Here is a 14,679-nt window from a genome sequence, read left to right as displayed (position 1 = left end):
AAAAGCGAACGCCAACTCACGTTACAAAAATCGTAACGCGTGAACTCTCCCACAGCAACGGCAAAAAACTGCGAGTTCCGCGTCTTGGGTGATAGACGCGCAAACACGGGCTGATGCGGATCAGGCCGCCTTTTTCTGGTCGCGCAGCTCGCGGCGCAGGATCTTGCCCACGGGTGTCTTGGGCAGGTCGGTGCGGAATTCGATCACCTTCGGCCGCTTGTAGCCGGTGAGGTTGGCTTCGCAATACGCGCGCACGTCGGCCTCGGTGATGGCGGGGTTCTTCTTGACGATCACCACCTTCACCGCCTCGCCGGCCTTGGCGTCGGGGATGCCGACCGCGGCACACTCCAGCACGCCGTCCATCTGGGTGAGCACGTCTTCCACCTCGTTGGGGTACACGTTGAAACCCGACACCAGGATCATGTCCTTCTTGCGGTCCACGATCTTGAAGTAGCCGCGCTCGTCCACCACGCCCACATCGCCGGTGCGGAAGAAGCCATCGGCCGTCATCACCTTGGCGGTCTCGTCCGGGCGCTGCCAGTACCCGGCCATCACCTGCGGGCCGCGGATGGCGATCTCGCCGGGCTGGCCCACCGGCACCTCGTTGCCGTCATCGTCCAGCAGCTTGAATTCGGTGTTGGGCAGCGGCAGGCCGATGTTGCCGCTGTAGGCGGTGCTGTCCACCGGGTTGCAGCTGGCCGAGGGGCTGGTTTCGGACAGGCCGTAACCCTCGCAGATCGGGCAGCCGGTTTTTTCGAGCCAGAGCTTGGCGGTGGCCTGCTGCACCGCCATGCCGCCGCCCACCGAGATCTTGAGGTGGCTCCAGTCCACCGTGTTGAAGCTCGCGTGGTTGGCCAGGGCGTTGAACAAGGTGTTCACCGCCGGGAAGCTGTGGAAGCGCTCCTTGGCCAGCGCCTTCAGCGTGCCGTCCAGGTCACGGGGATTCGGGATCAGGATGTTGCAGCCGCCCATGCGCATGCTGAGCATCATGTTCGCCGTGAAGCCGAAGATGTGATACAGCGGCAGCGCGCACACGGTGACGATCTGCTCGCCCGACGGAATCTTCTTCAGCGCCGGCTGGTACCAGGCTTCGGACTGCAGCAGGTTGGCCACCAGGTTGCGATGCAGCAGCACCGCGCCCTTGCTCACGCCGGTGGTGCCGCCGGTGTACTGCAGCACCGCGATGTCCTCCGGGCCCACCTTGGCCGCCGTGAACGGCTTGCCCCGGCCCTGCGACACCGCGTCGTTGAAGCGCACGGCGCCCGGGATCTCGAACGCCGGGACCATCTTCTTCACGTTGCGCACGACGTAGTTGATGATCATCCCCTTGGGGAAGCCCATCAGGTCGCCCATGGCAGCCAGCACCACCTTCTTGGTGGGCACCGCCGCCATCACCTGCTGCAAGGTGTTGGCGAAGTTCTCGATGATGACGATGGCCTTGGAGCCGGAATCCTTGAGCTGGTGCTCCAGCTCACGCGGCGTGTACAGCGGGTTGACGTTCACCACCACGTAACCCGCGCGCAGGATGCCCGCCACCGCCACCGCGTACTGCGGCACGTTGGGCATCATGATGGCGACGCGGTCGCCGCGCTCCAGGCCCTGGGCCTGCAGCCAGGCCGCGAAGGCGCGCGAGAGCTCGTCCACCTGGCCGAAGGTGAAGGACTTGCCCATGAACCGGTAGGCGGGCAGGTCGCGGTACTTCCTGAAGCTCTCCTCGATCAGCGCCACCAGCGACGGATACACGTCCGTCTTGATCTCGGCGGGCACGCCTTCGGGATACTGCTTCAGCCAGGTCTTCTCCATGTCTGTCTCGCTCCGGTGGATGGGCGATTCTGAACGCCGCCCCTGTTGCCCACATTGGGTGTTTCGCTATGCAACTCTAGGGGCGGCCCTCCAAGACCGCCCCGGATGCGACTTATTCGATGGCCTTGACCATGTCCTCGACCACCTTCTTCGCGTCGCCGAACACCATCATGGTCTTGTCCATGTAGAACAACTCGTTGTCCAGGCCCGCGTATCCCGCGGCCATGGAGCGCTTGTTCACGATCACCGTCTTGGCCTTGTAGGCCTCGAGGATCGGCATGCCGAAGATCGGGCTGCCCTTTTGCAGCGCGGCGGGGTTCACCACGTCGTTGGCGCCCAGGATGATGGCCACGTCGGCCTGGCCGAACTCGCCGTTGATGTCCTCCATCTCGAACACCTGGTCGTAGGGCACCTCGGCTTCGGCCAACAGCACGTTCATGTGGCCCGGCATGCGCCCCGCCACCGGATGGATGGCGTACTTGACGGTAATGCCCTTCTCGGTGAGCTTGGCCGCCAGCTCCTTCACCGCATGCTGGGCGCGCGCCACCGCCAGGCCATAACCCGGCACGATGACCACGGTTTCCGCATTGCCCAGGATGAAGGCCGCGTCGTCGGCGCTGCCGCTCTTGACGCTGCGCTGGGCCTGCTGGCCTTGCGCAGCGGCGCCGGCCTCCCCGCCAAAGCCGCCCAGGATCACGTTGAAGAACGAGCGGTTCATCGCCTTGCACATGATGTAGCTCAGGATCGCGCCCGAGCTGCCCACCAGCGAGCCGGCAATGATCAGCATGCTGTTGTTGAGCGAAAAGCCGATGCCCGCCGCCGCCCAGCCCGAATAGCTGTTGAGCATGGACACCACCACCGGCATGTCGGCCCCGCCGATCGGGATGATGATCAGCACGCCCAGCACGAAGCTCAGGGCCAGCATCAGGAAGAACGCGCTCCAGTTCCCGGTGAACATGAAGGCAAGGCCCAGCGCCACGGTCGCGATGCCGAGGAACAGGTTCAGCAGGTGCTGGCCGCCGAAAGTGACCGGCGCGCCCTGGAACAGGCGGAACTTGTACTTGCCGCTGAGCTTGCCGAACGCGATGACCGAACCGCTGAAGGTGATGGCGCCGATGGCCGCACCCAGGAACAACTCCAGCCGGTTGCCGGTGGGGATGGGATCGCCCTTGTTCAGGCCGTGCAGCAGCGCCGATGGCTCCGCCACTGCGGCCACTGCGATGAACACCGCCGCCAGGCCGATCATGCTGTGCATGAAGGCCACCAGCTCCGGCATCTTGGTCATCTCGACCCGGTTGGCCATGATGGCGCCGGCGCTGCCACCGATCAGCAGGCCGAACAGCACATAACCCAGCCCACCCACGTTGCCACCGGCCAGCTTGACGATGAGCGCCGCGGTGGTGACCACCGCGATCGTCATGCCGGCCATGCCGAACAGGTTGCCGCGGATGGACGTGGTGGGATGCGACAGGCCCTTCAAGGCCTGGATGAAGCAGATGCTCGCGACGAGGTACAGCAGCGTGACGAGGTTGACGCTCATTTGTGCGCTCCCGCGGCCGGCGCCTTCTTTTCCTTCTTCTTGAACATCTCCAGCATGCGGCGCGTGACCAGGAAGCCGCCGAAGACGTTCACCGCCGCCAGCGCCACCGCCAGCACGCCCATGGTCTTGCCGAGCGTGGTTTCGGTGAGGGCCGCCGCCAGCATGGCGCCCACGATCACGATCGCCGAGATGGCGTTGGTCACCGCCATCAGCGGTGTGTGCAGCGCCGGCGTGACGTTCCACACCACGTGGTAGCCGACGTAGATCGCCAGCACGAAGATGATCAGGTTGATGACGGTCGGACTGATGGCTTCCATGGCTTACCTCTTTTCGAATTCGATCGCGGGCAGCTGCAGCGCTCCGCGGAGGGACCGCATCGCGCTGCGCACGGCCCAGTGGAGTTCCTCGCCCCACGCCACCAGCGCCGGCGCCACCTCGTGGGCGTCGTCGGTGTAGAGCGTGGTGCCGGGCAGGCCGACAAAGTCCTTGCCGGCCATCAGGTTCACATGCAGGTAGGTGCCGGCCTGGGACGTGACCGTGCTGCGCAGGGACACCGCGGATTTCGGCAGCTCCACGCCCTTGTCGGCCAGGGCCTGCAGCACCTTGGCGTTGTTCTTGAAGTACGCCGGCGGCGAGAACACCGGATTCACCACCAGGCACTCGATGTGGCTGGTGACCTTGTTGGTATGAAAGTCCTCGGCAAAGAACCTGGGCCGCGCGGGCGGGCACTTCTCGCTGACCCACCGCACCTTGCCGGCGTGGGAGCCGCTGGTGGCGGTAACGAGCAGCAGCGCCTTCGGTTGCCGCCCGGCGCCAGGCAGCTGGTACAGCTTGGTGAACAGCGGAATCGAGTGCTCGCCCCCGTTGAAGGTCAGCGGGTGCTCATAGTCGGCCACCAGTTGCCATTCAGCGCTCGGCAGCGGGAAGTCGACCCGGCCCACCGTCTCCGCACCCGCGAGCCCGGGCACCAGGGTGACCAGCAGCAGCAGCAGCAGGGTGCGGATCACGGCCTACAGTTCCTTGATCTGCTGGATGCGGTTGCCCTCGCCCAGCAGCACCACGCGCGGCTTGTGCGTGGCCGCCTGGCTTTCGCTCATGGGGGCGTAGGTGCAGATGATGAGCAGGTCGCCCACATGCGCCTTGCGCGCCGCGGCGCCATTGAGCGAGATCGCGCCCGAGCCGGCCGGCGCCTGGATGATGTAGGTGGAAAAGCGCTCGCCGTTGTTGACGTTGTAGAGCTCGATCTTCTCGTACTCGCGCATGCCGGCCGCGTCCAGCAAGGCAGCGTCGATGCCGCAGCTGCCCTCGTAGTGCAGGTCGGCTTCGGTCACGGTGGCGCGGTGCAGCTTGGCCCGCAGCATCACCCGGTTCAGCTCATTCATGCCTTCAGCACCTGCCCGTCGCGTGCCACCAGGCAGGCGGCCACGATGTCGTCGTCCATCGGCACCTGCAGCGTGCCTTCCTTGGTGAGCACCAGCTTGAGGAAGTCCAACACGTTGCGAGCGTAGAGCGCGCTGGCATCGGCGCCCACCAGGGCGGGGAGGTTTGTTTCGCCGATCAGCGTGACGCCGTGGCGCTGCACCGTCTGGCCCGGCACCGTGAGCGGGCAGTTGCCGCCGGCCGGTGCGGCGATGTCCACGATCACCGAACCGGGCTTCATGCTTTTCACCATCTCCTCGGTGATGAGCACCGGCGCGGCGCGGCCGGGGATCAGCGCGGTGGAGATCACCACGTCGGCCTGGGCCACGCGCTTGGCTACTTCCACCTTCTGGCGCTCCAGCCACGAGGGCGGCATGGGGCGGGCATAACCACCCACGCCTTCGGCCGCTTCCTTCTCTTCCTGGGTCTCGTAGGGCACGTCGATGAACTTGCCGCCCAGCGACTCCACCTGCTCCTTCACGCTGGGGCGCACGTCGCTGGCCTCGATCACCGCGCCCAGGCGCTTGGCCGTTGCAATCGCCTGCAAGCCCGCCACGCCCACGCCGAGGATCACCACCCGCGCCGCCTTCACCGTGCCGGCGGCGGTCATCAGCATGGGAAAGAAGCGCTGGTACACATTGGCGGCCAGCATCACCGCCTTGTAGCCGGCAATGTTGGCCTGCGAGGAGAGCACGTCCATGCTCTGCGCGCGCGTGGTGCGCGGCGCGGCCTCGAGGGCAAAGGCGGTGAGCTGTGCGCCGGCCAGCGCGGCCAGGCCCGGCTTGTCGAAGGGGTTGAGCATGCCCACCAATGCGGCGCCAGGCTTCATCAGCGGCAGCTCATCGGCCAGCGGCGAACGCACCTTCAGCACCAGGTCGCAGCCGAAGGCCCCCGCGCGATCGGTGATCTCCACCCCCACCGCCTCATAGGCGGCGTCGGGCGCGCTGGCGGCCACACCGGCGCCGGACTGCAGCTTCAGCGTGTGGCCCTGCGCCTTGAGTTTTTTTGCCGTCTCCGGGGTGACAGCCACACGGGTTTCGCCCGCCGTCGTTTCCAGCGGGATGCCGATCAGCATGGTGTTCGCTCCTTGTCCGCCCTCGCGCGGGTGGTTGGGTGTTGGCGGCGAAGCTTACACAAAGCCAACAAGCCTTCTTGTCGCTTGCGCGTCTTTAGGGCTCATCCACTACCATCGCGCCCCATGTCGAACCCGCAACGATGGAAACCCAGCGTCACGGTGGCCGCCATCGTGGAACGCGACGGCCGCTTCCTGATGGTGGAGGAGCAGACCCGCGAAGGCCTGCGCCTGAACAACCCGGCCGGCCACCTCGACCCGGAAGAATCGCTGCAGCAGGGGGTGGAGCGCGAGGTGCTGGAAGAGACGGCCTGCCGCTTCACGCCGGATGCGCTGGTGGGCGTGTACCTCTCGCGCTTTCGGCGCGCGGACGGTGAAGACGTCACCTACTTGCGCTTCGCCTTCACCGGCACCGTGAGCGAGCCCGACCCGGCCCTGAAGCTGGACGAGGGCATCGTGCGCACCCTGTGGATGACGCCCGACGAAGTGCGCGCCTCCCAGGCCCTGCACCGCAGCCCGCTGGTGCTGCAGTGCCTGGAAGACCACCTCGCCGGGCGCCGTTTTCCGCTTCAGGTGCTGAGCACGCACCCCTCGCTGTACGACCCCTGGATTCCCGGCTGAGCGGCGCCGCCCGCCAACACGCGCTCCACCACATCCACCAGCACCTGGGTGTGGTGCTCCACCTCCACGTTGACGCGTGAGCCCGGCCGGTGCCGCCGCAGCGCGGTGCGCCTTAACGTATCGGGGATCAGCTGCACCCGGCATTCACCGCGCGCCGGGTCCACCGCGGACACCGTGAGGCTGGCCCCATCCACCGCGACAAAGCCGCGCTCGAACAGATAACGCGACCAGCGCGGCGCCACGGTGAAGGCCAGGTGCGCGTCCGCGCCCTCGAACACCGCCGAGGTGACAGTGCCAGTGGTGGACACATGGCCGGACAGCGGATGGCCGCCGATCTCTGCGCCCTGGCGCGCCGAGCGCTCCAGGTTCAGCTCATCGCCGGCCCGACGGTCGGCCAGGTTGGTGTGCGTCAGGGTGGCCTGCACCACGTCGAAGGCGATCTCGCGGCCGCTCATCGCCACCACCGACAGGCAGACCCCATCGACGGCGACGCTGGCGCCCAGCTGCAGGCCGCGCATCAGCGCGGGCGGGAACTGCACCCACAGGCGGCCGCCATGCGGCGCCGTCTCCAGGCGCAGCACCCGGCCGCGGGCTTGCACGATGCCGGTGTACATGCGGCGCCTCCATCACGCCAGCACGGCCGCCAGGCCATGCACCGCGTCCACCAGCTCGGCGATGGTCAGGATGGGGAAACGGTGGAGCCTGGAGAAGCGCTCCACCGCCTCGCCACGGGCCATGGTGCCGTCGGGGTTCATCAGCTCGCACAGCACCGCGGCGGGCGTCAGGCCCGCCAGGCGGGCCAGCTCCACCGCGCCTTCGGTGTGGCCGCGCCGCGCCAGCACGCCGCCCGGATGGGCCCGGAGCGGGAACACATGGCCGGGGCTCACCAGGTTGGCCGGAGTGGCGCCCACGGCGGTTGCGGCCCGGATGGTGGCCACGCGGTCGGCCGCGCTCACGCCGGTGGTCACGCCCTCGCGCGCCTCGATGGAGACGGTGAAGGCGGTGCCGTAGCGGCTGCCGTTGTGCGCCACCATCGGCGGCAGCGCGAGCCGGCGCAGTGCCTCATCGGGCAGGCACAGGCAGACGATGCCACTGCACTCCCGGATCAACAGCGCCATCATCTCCACGCTCAGCGTGTCGGTGGCCACGATGAGGTCCGCTTCGTTCTCGCGGTCGTGGTCGTCGAGCAGGAGCACGGCGCGGCCCTCGCGCAGCGCAGCAAGCGCCGTTTGCAGGCGCGGGGAAAGGTCATGGGGAAAGGAAAGGTCGGACATGTGAAACGCTCCTCGTCAGAACAAAGTGGCGAAAAACGTTTCAGGGGCGCGCGGAGGCGCATGCTCGCGCCCAGCCCGCGGGCTTGAAGGCGCGGCAAGCGCATCAGCACATCTTCTTTCATCCGGACTGTGACCGTCGGCCCTGGCATCTGACCAGGTCTGCTGACCCTGCGCTCCATGGCGGAGTGCAGGCGCTCGCGGGCTCATGGCCTTTGCAGGCCACCTACCGCCGGTGGGGAATTCCACCCCGCCCTGAAGACGTGTGCCGGGAACACCCCGGCGCAGCCATCTTATAACCTTCGTGCAGCACCAAGGTTGCTAAGGTCGGGGTCATGAGGATCTCCCAACTCGCCGAACGCACTGGTGTGTCGGCCCATGCCCTGCGCCACTACGAGCGCCTGGGGCTGCTGAAGCCGCGCCGCCTGCCCAGCGGCTACCGCGACTACGACGAGCGCGTGGTGCGCGAGGTGGTGTTCATCGTGATGGGCCGGCAGATGGGCCTGCCGCTGCAGCGGATTGCGGAGAACCTGCCGGCCTATCGCGCCGGCCGGCTCAGCCACGCCCAGGTGATCGACGCGCTGCAGCAGCGCGTGGCGGAGCTGGACCAGGAGATCAGCACACGACAGCAGCAGCGCCAGGCCCTGCTGGACCACGTGCAGTGGCTGGTGCAGCAGCAGAAGCAGGCGCGCGAACGTTCCCCTTCAGGCGCAACGCCCTGGCCCAAGGTGCGCCACACCCGTTCACCGTGACCCAAGGAGAGACGATGACATCCCTGCCGATGACCGAACAGGTGCAGCGCATGGTGCTGGCGATGCCGGTGGCGCAGACGCTCCAGCTGCGGTTCGTGAACGTGGCGCCCGGCGAGGTGACGCTGGAGCTGCCGGTCACCGATGCCTTCAGCTTCCGCCCCGGCCAGCTGCAGGCCACGGCGGTGTTCGCGGCGGCCGACTTCGCCGCCGTGGCCGCCGCCGGCACCCTGCTGCCGCCCGGCTGGGTGAATGCCACCATCGACACCAGCCTGAAGATCGTCGCGCCGGCGGCGGGCGCGCTGCTGCGCTCGCGCGGGCGGGTGCTCAGCGCCGCCCGGCTGCTCACCGTCTGTGCGGCCGATGTGTTCGCGGTGGACGAACAAGGCCGCGAGACGCTGTGCGCGACCTTGCTGGCCACGGCCCGCAACGTGGACACCGCCGCCCGCGCGCCGGCCGCCGTTCAGTAGCTGACCGACACCGTGCGGCGCACCGGCTTGCGGCTGCCGCTGCGGCGCGCCGCGGTGCGGGCACGCGGCTCCGCGGCACGGCCGTTGGACGCAACGGTGGTGTCCTGCTCGCCGCCCAGCCAGCGGCGGATGTCCAGCGCGTCCAGCGTGCGCTTGGAGCTGTCCACCGCGCCCATCAGCACCACCAGGATGCTGCGGCCGGCGGATTCCAGCCGCATGGAGACGCAGCGCCCCGCCTCGTTGGTGAAGCCGGTCTTGGACGCGGTGATTTCCCAACCCGGCGCACCGACCAGGCCGTTGGTGTTGTGGAAGTTGCGGCGCCGGCCGTTCACCGCAATGGTGTCGCCGCGCTGGCTGGTGGCCACCGCGATCTCCGGGTAGGCGGAAGCGGCCTTGAGGATCTTGGCCATGTCGTGCGCGGTGGCGTGGTTGTTCGGCGACAGCCCGGTCGGTTCCTCGATCACCGTGTTCTCCAGGTGCAGGGCCGCGATCTTGAGCTTCACCGCGTCCAGGAACGCCGTGCGCCCGCCCGGGTAGGTGCGCGCCAGCGCGGCAGCAGCATGGTTGTCCGAGGACATCAGCGCCAGGGTCAGCGCGTCTTCGCGGCTGAGGATGGAGCCGGCCGGCACGCCCGACTTGGTGAACTTCAGGGTGTCGTAGTCCTCCTTGTCGATGCGCACCACTTCATCGGGCGGCAGGTGCGCGTCCAGCACCACCATGGCGGTCATCAGCTTGGTCATGGACGCGATCGGCGCGGGCGTGGTGGCGTCCTTTTCCAGCAGCACCTGGCCGGTGGCGGCGTCCAGCACCAACGCATGGGCCGAGCGCAGCGGCACGGCGCTCCAGGCTGCGCTGGCGCAGGACAAAAGTAGGGCAACGAAGGCGTTCTTCAACATGGGCAGGCGGTGGGGGTGACAGCAGACAGCGCGGTGCGCCAGGAGAGCCCGTTTGATTTGCAGCAAATCTCACAGGGCTTCATCCGAGCACATATCGCTACAGAGGTTCCCGCGGCGGGGCCTGCTGTTACACAAAACCTGTTTATCCGCTTCGTGTGCCGTTCGTCACGGCGCCTCCGCAGTTCGTCGCGCGAAGGTTTGCGCTGGTCCCGCAGAAGCCTAGAGTTGATCTCAACGCAATGAGCGTTGTCCCCCGAAGGAGCCCACCATGTTGAACCGCCTCACCCCGCAAGCCACGGCGATGAGCCTGGCCGCACTGGTCACCCTGGCCACGCTGGGCGGTCTGGACGCCCTGGCCGACGGCCAATACAACAGCGCCGCGACCGAATACGCCGAAGCCAACGCGCCCATCATCCAGCAGGTGGAAATCGTTGGAAACGCGGTGCAACAGGTGGTCGTCACGGGCCGCAAGCGCGGCTGAACATGACAGCCCTGCTGCTGTTCGTCGGCTGGTGCGTGCTGCTGGTGTTGAGCTGGCCGCTGGCCTTGCTCGCCCTGGTGCTCGCACCGGTCGTCTGGCTGCTGGCCCTGCCCTTCCGCCTGCTCGGCGTCGCCGTCGACGGCGTCTTCGCCCTGCTGCGCACGGTGTTCATGCTGCCCGCGCGCCTGCTCGGCAACCGCGCCAGCCCCGGCGGCCGCTGAGCCCGCAGCGGTTCTCGCCGCTGCGGCCGTTTGCGCTCAGTGCGGCGCTGATTCCCTTGCCTTCACCCCGTTCTGCGGCCTTGGCCGTGTCACTCCTGTCACCACTGAGAGGAGTGCCCCCATGCCGACCCGCCGCTGGCTGCTGTGCAGCCTGTTGTTCACCTTGGGCGCCTGGGCCGCCGCGCCGGCCGCCCGCGCCGACACCACCCTGACGGCGTACCGCAGCGAAGCCGAGCTTCGGCAGGCGCTGGAACGCTGGCGCGACGCGGCCCGGAAGCTCCAGCCGCGCCTGCGCCGGGCCGAAGGCACGACAGCCGGCCTGCCGGAGCTGGCCATGCAGGCCGCGCCACCCGCGCCCGCCAACGTGGCGGCCGCACCGGCCGCGAAGGCGGCCGCCGACTCGGCCGCGGAATCCATCACCAATGTGCAGACGGCCGGCGTGGACGAAGGCGGCATCGTCAAGCGCGCAGGCGACCACCTGGTGATCCTGCGGCGCGGCCGCCTGTTCAGCGTGCGGGTGGGCGGCGACAGCCTGCAGCCGGTGGGCATGGTGGACGCCTATGCCCCCGGCAGCAGCCCGCAGGGCGCCTGGTACGACGAGCTGCTCATCTCCGGCCGTACCGTGGTCGTCATCGGCTACAGCTATGCACGCGGCGGCACCGAGATCGGCCTGTTCGACCTGGCGCACGACGGCCACCTCAGCTACCGCGCCACCTACCACCTGCGCAGCTTCGACTACTACTCGTCGCGCAACTACGCCAGCCGGCTGATCGGCAGCCAGCTGGTGTTCTACACACCGGTGCTGCTGCAGCCCTGGGGCCCGGCGCCCTGGGACACCTGGCCCGGCATGAAACGCTGGCAGGGTGACGCGGTGCCTGCCGCCTGGCAGCGCCTGCTGCCCGCCACCCGGGTGTATCGCAGCGACGACGAGTTCGATCCCGCCGAGCCGCTGGCCCTGCACACCGTGACCGCCTGCAACCTCGCGAGCGCGCCGCTGCAGTGCGAATCCAGCGCGGTGCTGGGGCCGGCGGGGCGGGTGTTCTATGTATCGGCCGGCTCGGTGTATGTGTGGACCAACCGGGGATACCGTGGCGCCCGGCGCCCGCTGCCGGGCAGCCGCACGCTGTCGGCGGTGTTCCGCCTGCCACTGGACGGCGGCGCGCCCAGTGGCCTGAAGACCGCCGGCGTGCCGGTGGACCAGATGTCCTTCCTGGAAGACGGCGGCCACCTCAACGTGCTGCTGCGCGAGGCCGGCGGCGGAGAAGGCATGTGGAGCAGCGAGGACAGCTCAGCCGGCGCGATGGCGCTGCTGCGTGTGCCGCTGTCGGAGTTTGGTGATGGCCGCGCGGCGGCCGGTCCGCGCCACTACCGCCGCGTGCCAGCACCGGCCGGCGGCGCACTGCAGAACCGATACGTCGGCGACTGGCTGCTGTGGGGCGGTGGCCAGGCCGGCTGGGCACTGCGTTTTGCCGACGACCAGCCGGCGCAGCCGCTCAGCCCCGGCCACACGATAGAGCGCATCGACGCCATGGGGCCGCATGCGGTGCTGGTGGGCAGCAACGGCCAGGACCTGCACTTCAGCAGCGTGCGGCTGGACCGCCGCGCCGAGCTGGCGGGGCGCCATGTGCAGTCGGGCGCCAGCCAGGGCGAAACCCGCTCGCACGGCTTCTTCTTCCGGCCCATGGGGACGGACGGCGGCCTGCTCGGGCTGCCGGTGCTGGACTCGGCTGCCGGTGGCCGCGGCGCCGTGTACTCGGGCGGCGCGGGCGCTGCGGCCGTGCTCTTCCTGCGCCAGCGTGACCTTGCATTCCAGCCGCTCGGGCGCCTGCAGGCCCTGTCGGGCGATGCACAGAACGACGCCTGCGAAGCCTCCTGCGTGGACTGGTATGGCAATGCCCGCCCGCTGTTCCTCGGCGATCGGGTGTTTGCCCTCCTGGGTTACGAGCTGGTGGAAGGCACCCTGTCGGGCGGCCGCTGGCGCGAGCGCATCGACGAGCGCCGGCGCATCAGCTTCGCACCCGGCGCCCGCGCGGGGGCCCGCTACTCGCCGTTCTGAAGGCACGGCTGTGGGTGCACACCCCGGCGGGTGGCCGGGTGCACCCGCCGCCCTGCATCCGCCGATTGGGCCCAAATCCGCGCCTCGGCCGTGCGGGCGGTGCAAGACGGGGCGGCGCGCTTTGGCGCAACATACGCCGCATGCAGCGCATCCGCTTCGTCGATTCCCACACCGGGGGCGAGCCCACCCGGGTGGTGCTGGAGGGTTTTCCGTCCCTGGCCGCCGCCGCCTCGCTGCCCGCCAAACGTGACCTGCTGCGCAGCCAGCATGACCGCTGGCGCGCGGCCGTGGCGCGCGAACCGCGGGCGTCCGACGTGATGGTGGGCGCCTGGCTGGGTGAGCCCATGCAGCCGGGCTCGGCGGCCTCGGTGATCTTCTTCAACAACGTCGGTTACCTCGGCATGTGCGGCCACGGCACCATCGGGCTGGTCGCCACCTTGCGCCACCTGGGGCGCATCACGCCGGGCGAGCACCGCATCGACACTGTCGTGGGCACCGTCGCCTGCATCCTGCATCCGGACGGCCGGGTCACGGTGCAGAACGTGCCGGCCTACCGCTGGCGCGCCGGCGTGCGCGTCGAGGTGGCCGGCCTCGGCACGGTGCAGGGCGACGTGGCCTGGGGCGGCAACTGGTTCTTCCTCACCGACTGGCCGCACACGCCGATCGCACCCGACCAGGTCGAGCCGCTCACCGACGCCGCCTGGCGCATCCGCCAGGCGCTGGCGGCCGCCGGCATCACCGGCCGCGACGGCGCCGAGATCGATCACATCGAACTCTTTGCTCACTCCGATACAGCGGACAGCCGCAGCTTCGTGCTCTGCCCCGGCAAGGCCTACGATCGCTCGCCCTGCGGCACCGGCACGAGCGCCAAGCTGGCCTGCCTGGGCGCCGACGGCAAGCTCGCCGAAGGCCAGGTGTGGCGCCAGCAAAGCGTGGTGGGCAGCCTGTTCGAAGCCAGCTACCGCCGCGCCGGCGACCAGGTGATCCCCTCGATCACCGGCCGGGCCCATGTGTGTGCCGAAGGCCAGCTGCTGCTGGACCCGGACGACCCCTTCTGCTGGGGCATCCACTGATGCCCGCTTCTTGTCCTTCCCTCAGGAGCCCTTGATGTCGCTTGTTTTCCTGGACGGCGTGCTGCCGGCCATCACCACGCCCTTCACTGCCGACGACCGCATCGACCACGAGGCGGTGGATCGCCAGGTGCGCAGCTGCATCGAGGCCGGCTGCACCGGCATCGTGGCGCTGGGCTCGCTGGGCGAGGTGGCCACCTTGAGCGCCGACGAAAAACGCGCGCTGCTGCGCACTGTCGTGCGCGCCACCTCACCGCAGCGCAATGTGGTGGCCGGCATCGCGGCGCTCGCCACCGCCGACGCGGTGGCGATGGCCCGCATGGCGGCCGATGAAGGCGCGAGCGCGCTGATGGTGCTGCCGCCTTATGTGTACTCCACCGACGCGCGCGAGATGCAGGCGCATGTGAGCGCCGTGATGGACGCCACGCCGCTGCCCTGCATCCTCTACAACAACCCGATCGCCTACCGCACCGACTTCCTGCCGGCGCAGGTGGCCGAGTTGTGCGCCCAGCATGCCAACCTGGTGGCGATCAAGGAGTCCAGCGCGGACGTGCGGCGCCTCACCGCGCTGCGTGCGCTGCTGGGCGGCCGGCTGCGCCTGCTGATGGGGGTGGACGACCTCATCGTCGAAGGTATCGGCGCCGGCGCCACCGGCTGGATCGCCGGGCTGGTGGATGCGCTGCCGCAGGAGTCGGTGCGCCTGTTCGACCTGGCGCGTGCGGGGCGGTGGGAAGAAGCGCGCCGGCTCTACGAATGGTTCCTGCCGCTGCTGCGCCTGGACACCGTGCCCAAGTTCGTGCAGCTGATCAAGCTCACGCAGGAGATGGTGGGCGTGTGCAGCGCCCGGGTGCGCGCACCGCGGCTGCAGCTGCAAGGCGAGGAGCTGGCCCAGGCGCAGGCGGTGATCCGCCATGCACTGGCGAACCGCCCCACGCTCGATTGAGAAGGTTCGAACGAACCGGACATGTCCGCTCATCCCGCCAGACCACACCCACTCGGCGTTGCGAATG

17 protein-coding genes and 1 riboswitch are annotated in these 14,679 nt (G+C 68.8%); of the genes, 8 read left to right on the top strand and 9 right to left on the bottom strand.

The window, feature by feature from the left end:
* Nucleotides 1–120: 120 nt before the first annotated feature.
* From VPH43_RS19160 to VPH43_RS19135, 6 genes are all read right to left on the bottom strand, one after another.
* Nucleotides 121–1,803, bottom strand: coding sequence for a long-chain-fatty-acid--CoA ligase (locus tag VPH43_RS19160; protein ID WP_328579349.1), 1,683 nt, complete (start codon nucleotides 1,801–1,803; stop codon nucleotides 121–123).
* Nucleotides 1,804–1,915: 112 nt separating this feature from the next.
* Nucleotides 1,916–3,343, bottom strand: a complete 1,428-nt coding sequence (locus tag VPH43_RS19155; RefSeq protein WP_328579348.1) for an NAD(P)(+) transhydrogenase (Re/Si-specific) subunit beta — start codon at nucleotides 3,341–3,343, stop codon at nucleotides 1,916–1,918.
* Nucleotides 3,340–3,660, bottom strand: coding sequence for an NAD(P) transhydrogenase subunit alpha (locus VPH43_RS19150; RefSeq protein WP_328579347.1), 321 nt, complete (start codon nucleotides 3,658–3,660; stop codon nucleotides 3,340–3,342). The genes VPH43_RS19155 and VPH43_RS19150 overlap by 4 nt, the downstream gene beginning before the upstream one ends.
* 3 nt (nucleotides 3,661–3,663) lie before the next feature.
* Nucleotides 3,664–4,350 (bottom strand): hypothetical protein, encoded by a 687-nt coding sequence (locus VPH43_RS19145; protein WP_328579346.1) that lies wholly within the window; start codon nucleotides 4,348–4,350, stop codon nucleotides 3,664–3,666.
* Nucleotides 4,351–4,353: 3 nt separating this feature from the next.
* A complete protein-coding gene (gene panD / locus VPH43_RS19140) occupies nucleotides 4,354–4,716 on the bottom strand; it encodes an aspartate 1-decarboxylase (RefSeq protein WP_328579583.1) in 363 nt (120 codons plus the stop codon).
* Between the two features lie 5 nt (nucleotides 4,717–4,721).
* Entirely contained in the window at nucleotides 4,722–5,837 is a 1,116-nt protein-coding gene (locus VPH43_RS19135; protein ID WP_328579345.1) for a Re/Si-specific NAD(P)(+) transhydrogenase subunit alpha, read from the bottom strand.
* A 123-nt stretch (nucleotides 5,838–5,960) separates the two neighbouring features.
* Between VPH43_RS19135 and VPH43_RS19130 the strand changes: the two genes are divergently transcribed.
* Nucleotides 5,961–6,455, top strand: a complete 495-nt coding sequence (locus tag VPH43_RS19130; protein WP_328579344.1) for an NUDIX hydrolase — start codon at nucleotides 5,961–5,963, stop codon at nucleotides 6,453–6,455.
* Here the strand turns inward: VPH43_RS19130 and VPH43_RS19125 are convergent.
* Together VPH43_RS19125 and ribB are read right to left on the bottom strand one after the other, a co-directional pair.
* Nucleotides 6,404–7,069 carry a riboflavin synthase subunit alpha gene (locus VPH43_RS19125; protein WP_328579343.1) on the bottom strand — a complete coding sequence of 222 codons (666 nt, stop codon included), beginning with the start codon at nucleotides 7,067–7,069 and terminating at the stop codon, nucleotides 6,404–6,406. The two genes, VPH43_RS19130 and VPH43_RS19125, sit on opposite strands and share 52 nt — an antisense overlap.
* Nucleotides 7,070–7,081: 12 nt before the next feature.
* Entirely contained in the window at nucleotides 7,082–7,729 is a 648-nt protein-coding gene (gene ribB, locus VPH43_RS19120) for a 3,4-dihydroxy-2-butanone-4-phosphate synthase (protein WP_328579342.1), read from the bottom strand.
* Nucleotides 7,730–7,835: 106 nt separating this feature from the next.
* Nucleotides 7,836–7,993: riboswitch (FMN riboswitch) on the bottom strand.
* A 68-nt stretch (nucleotides 7,994–8,061) separates the two neighbouring features.
* Here ribB and VPH43_RS19115 point away from each other — a divergent pair.
* Nucleotides 8,062–8,478 carry a MerR family DNA-binding transcriptional regulator gene (locus tag VPH43_RS19115; RefSeq protein WP_328579341.1) on the top strand — a complete coding sequence of 139 codons (417 nt, stop codon included), beginning with the start codon at nucleotides 8,062–8,064 and terminating at the stop codon, nucleotides 8,476–8,478.
* A 14-nt stretch (nucleotides 8,479–8,492) separates the two neighbouring features.
* Nucleotides 8,493–8,945, top strand: coding sequence for a PaaI family thioesterase (locus VPH43_RS19110; protein ID WP_328579340.1), 453 nt, complete (start codon nucleotides 8,493–8,495; stop codon nucleotides 8,943–8,945).
* On the opposite strand, the gene VPH43_RS19105 is transcribed toward VPH43_RS19110, so the two are convergent.
* On the bottom strand, nucleotides 8,939–9,841 hold the full coding sequence (locus tag VPH43_RS19105; RefSeq protein ID WP_328579339.1) for a D-alanyl-D-alanine carboxypeptidase family protein: 903 nt from the start codon (nucleotides 9,839–9,841) through the stop codon (nucleotides 8,939–8,941). The two genes, VPH43_RS19110 and VPH43_RS19105, sit on opposite strands and share 7 nt — an antisense overlap.
* A gap of 268 nt (nucleotides 9,842–10,109) precedes the next feature.
* Here VPH43_RS19105 and VPH43_RS19100 point away from each other — a divergent pair, with 268 nt between their 5' ends.
* From VPH43_RS19100 to VPH43_RS19080, 5 genes are all read left to right on the top strand, one after another.
* Complete coding sequence (locus VPH43_RS19100; RefSeq protein ID WP_328579338.1) at nucleotides 10,110–10,322, top strand: hypothetical protein; 213 nt, start codon at nucleotides 10,110–10,112, stop codon at nucleotides 10,320–10,322.
* A 2-nt stretch (nucleotides 10,323–10,324) separates the two neighbouring features.
* Entirely contained in the window at nucleotides 10,325–10,543 is a 219-nt protein-coding gene (locus tag VPH43_RS19095) for a hypothetical protein (RefSeq protein ID WP_328579337.1), read from the top strand.
* A 121-nt stretch (nucleotides 10,544–10,664) separates the two neighbouring features.
* The gene (locus tag VPH43_RS19090; protein WP_328579336.1) at nucleotides 10,665–12,599 is read left to right on the top strand and encodes a beta-propeller domain-containing protein; all 1,935 of its coding nucleotides are present in this window, start codon (nucleotides 10,665–10,667) and stop codon (nucleotides 12,597–12,599) included.
* 140 nt (nucleotides 12,600–12,739) lie between these two features.
* Nucleotides 12,740–13,672, top strand: a complete 933-nt coding sequence (locus VPH43_RS19085) for a 4-hydroxyproline epimerase (RefSeq protein ID WP_328579335.1) — start codon at nucleotides 12,740–12,742, stop codon at nucleotides 13,670–13,672.
* 34 nt (nucleotides 13,673–13,706) lie between these two features.
* On the top strand, nucleotides 13,707–14,612 hold the full coding sequence (locus VPH43_RS19080; RefSeq protein WP_328579334.1) for a dihydrodipicolinate synthase family protein: 906 nt from the start codon (nucleotides 13,707–13,709) through the stop codon (nucleotides 14,610–14,612).
* Nucleotides 14,613–14,679: the final 67 nt, after the last annotated feature.

It is taken from the genome of Ideonella sp. BN130291 (assembly GCF_036231905.1).
Taxonomy (GTDB): Bacteria; Pseudomonadota; Gammaproteobacteria; order Burkholderiales; family Burkholderiaceae_C; genus CAMLIZ01.
This window is presented reverse-complemented; position numbering and strand designations above follow the sequence as displayed.

Excerpts from the sequence above, each read along its gene's own strand:
- VPH43_RS19130 (WP_328579344.1), top strand. The coding sequence starts at position 5,961 with ATGTCGAACCCGCAACGATGGAAACCCAGCGTCACGGTGGCCGCCATC.
- VPH43_RS19085 (WP_328579335.1), top strand. The coding sequence starts at position 12,740 with ATGCAGCGCATCCGCTTCGTCGATTCCCACACCGGGGGCGAGCCCACC.
- VPH43_RS19155 (WP_328579348.1), bottom strand. The coding sequence starts at position 3,343 with ATGAGCGTCAACCTCGTCACGCTGCTGTACCTCGTCGCGAGCATCTGC.
- VPH43_RS19160 (WP_328579349.1), bottom strand. The coding sequence starts at position 1,803 with ATGGAGAAGACCTGGCTGAAGCAGTATCCCGAAGGCGTGCCCGCCGAG.
- VPH43_RS19115 (WP_328579341.1), top strand. The coding sequence starts at position 8,062 with ATGAGGATCTCCCAACTCGCCGAACGCACTGGTGTGTCGGCCCATGCC.
- VPH43_RS19125 (WP_328579343.1), bottom strand. The coding sequence starts at position 7,069 with ATGTACACCGGCATCGTGCAAGCCCGCGGCCGGGTGCTGCGCCTGGAG.
- VPH43_RS19105 (WP_328579339.1), bottom strand. The coding sequence starts at position 9,841 with ATGTTGAAGAACGCCTTCGTTGCCCTACTTTTGTCCTGCGCCAGCGCA.
- VPH43_RS19150 (WP_328579347.1), bottom strand. The coding sequence starts at position 3,660 with ATGGAAGCCATCAGTCCGACCGTCATCAACCTGATCATCTTCGTGCTG.
- ribB (WP_328579342.1), bottom strand. The coding sequence starts at position 7,729 with ATGTCCGACCTTTCCTTTCCCCATGACCTTTCCCCGCGCCTGCAAACG.
- VPH43_RS19080 (WP_328579334.1), top strand. The coding sequence starts at position 13,707 with ATGTCGCTTGTTTTCCTGGACGGCGTGCTGCCGGCCATCACCACGCCC.
- VPH43_RS19135 (WP_328579345.1), bottom strand. The coding sequence starts at position 5,837 with ATGCTGATCGGCATCCCGCTGGAAACGACGGCGGGCGAAACCCGTGTG.
- VPH43_RS19100 (WP_328579338.1), top strand. The coding sequence starts at position 10,110 with ATGTTGAACCGCCTCACCCCGCAAGCCACGGCGATGAGCCTGGCCGCA.
- VPH43_RS19095 (WP_328579337.1), top strand. The coding sequence starts at position 10,325 with ATGACAGCCCTGCTGCTGTTCGTCGGCTGGTGCGTGCTGCTGGTGTTG.
- VPH43_RS19110 (WP_328579340.1), top strand. The coding sequence starts at position 8,493 with ATGACATCCCTGCCGATGACCGAACAGGTGCAGCGCATGGTGCTGGCG.
- VPH43_RS19090 (WP_328579336.1), top strand. The coding sequence starts at position 10,665 with ATGCCGACCCGCCGCTGGCTGCTGTGCAGCCTGTTGTTCACCTTGGGC.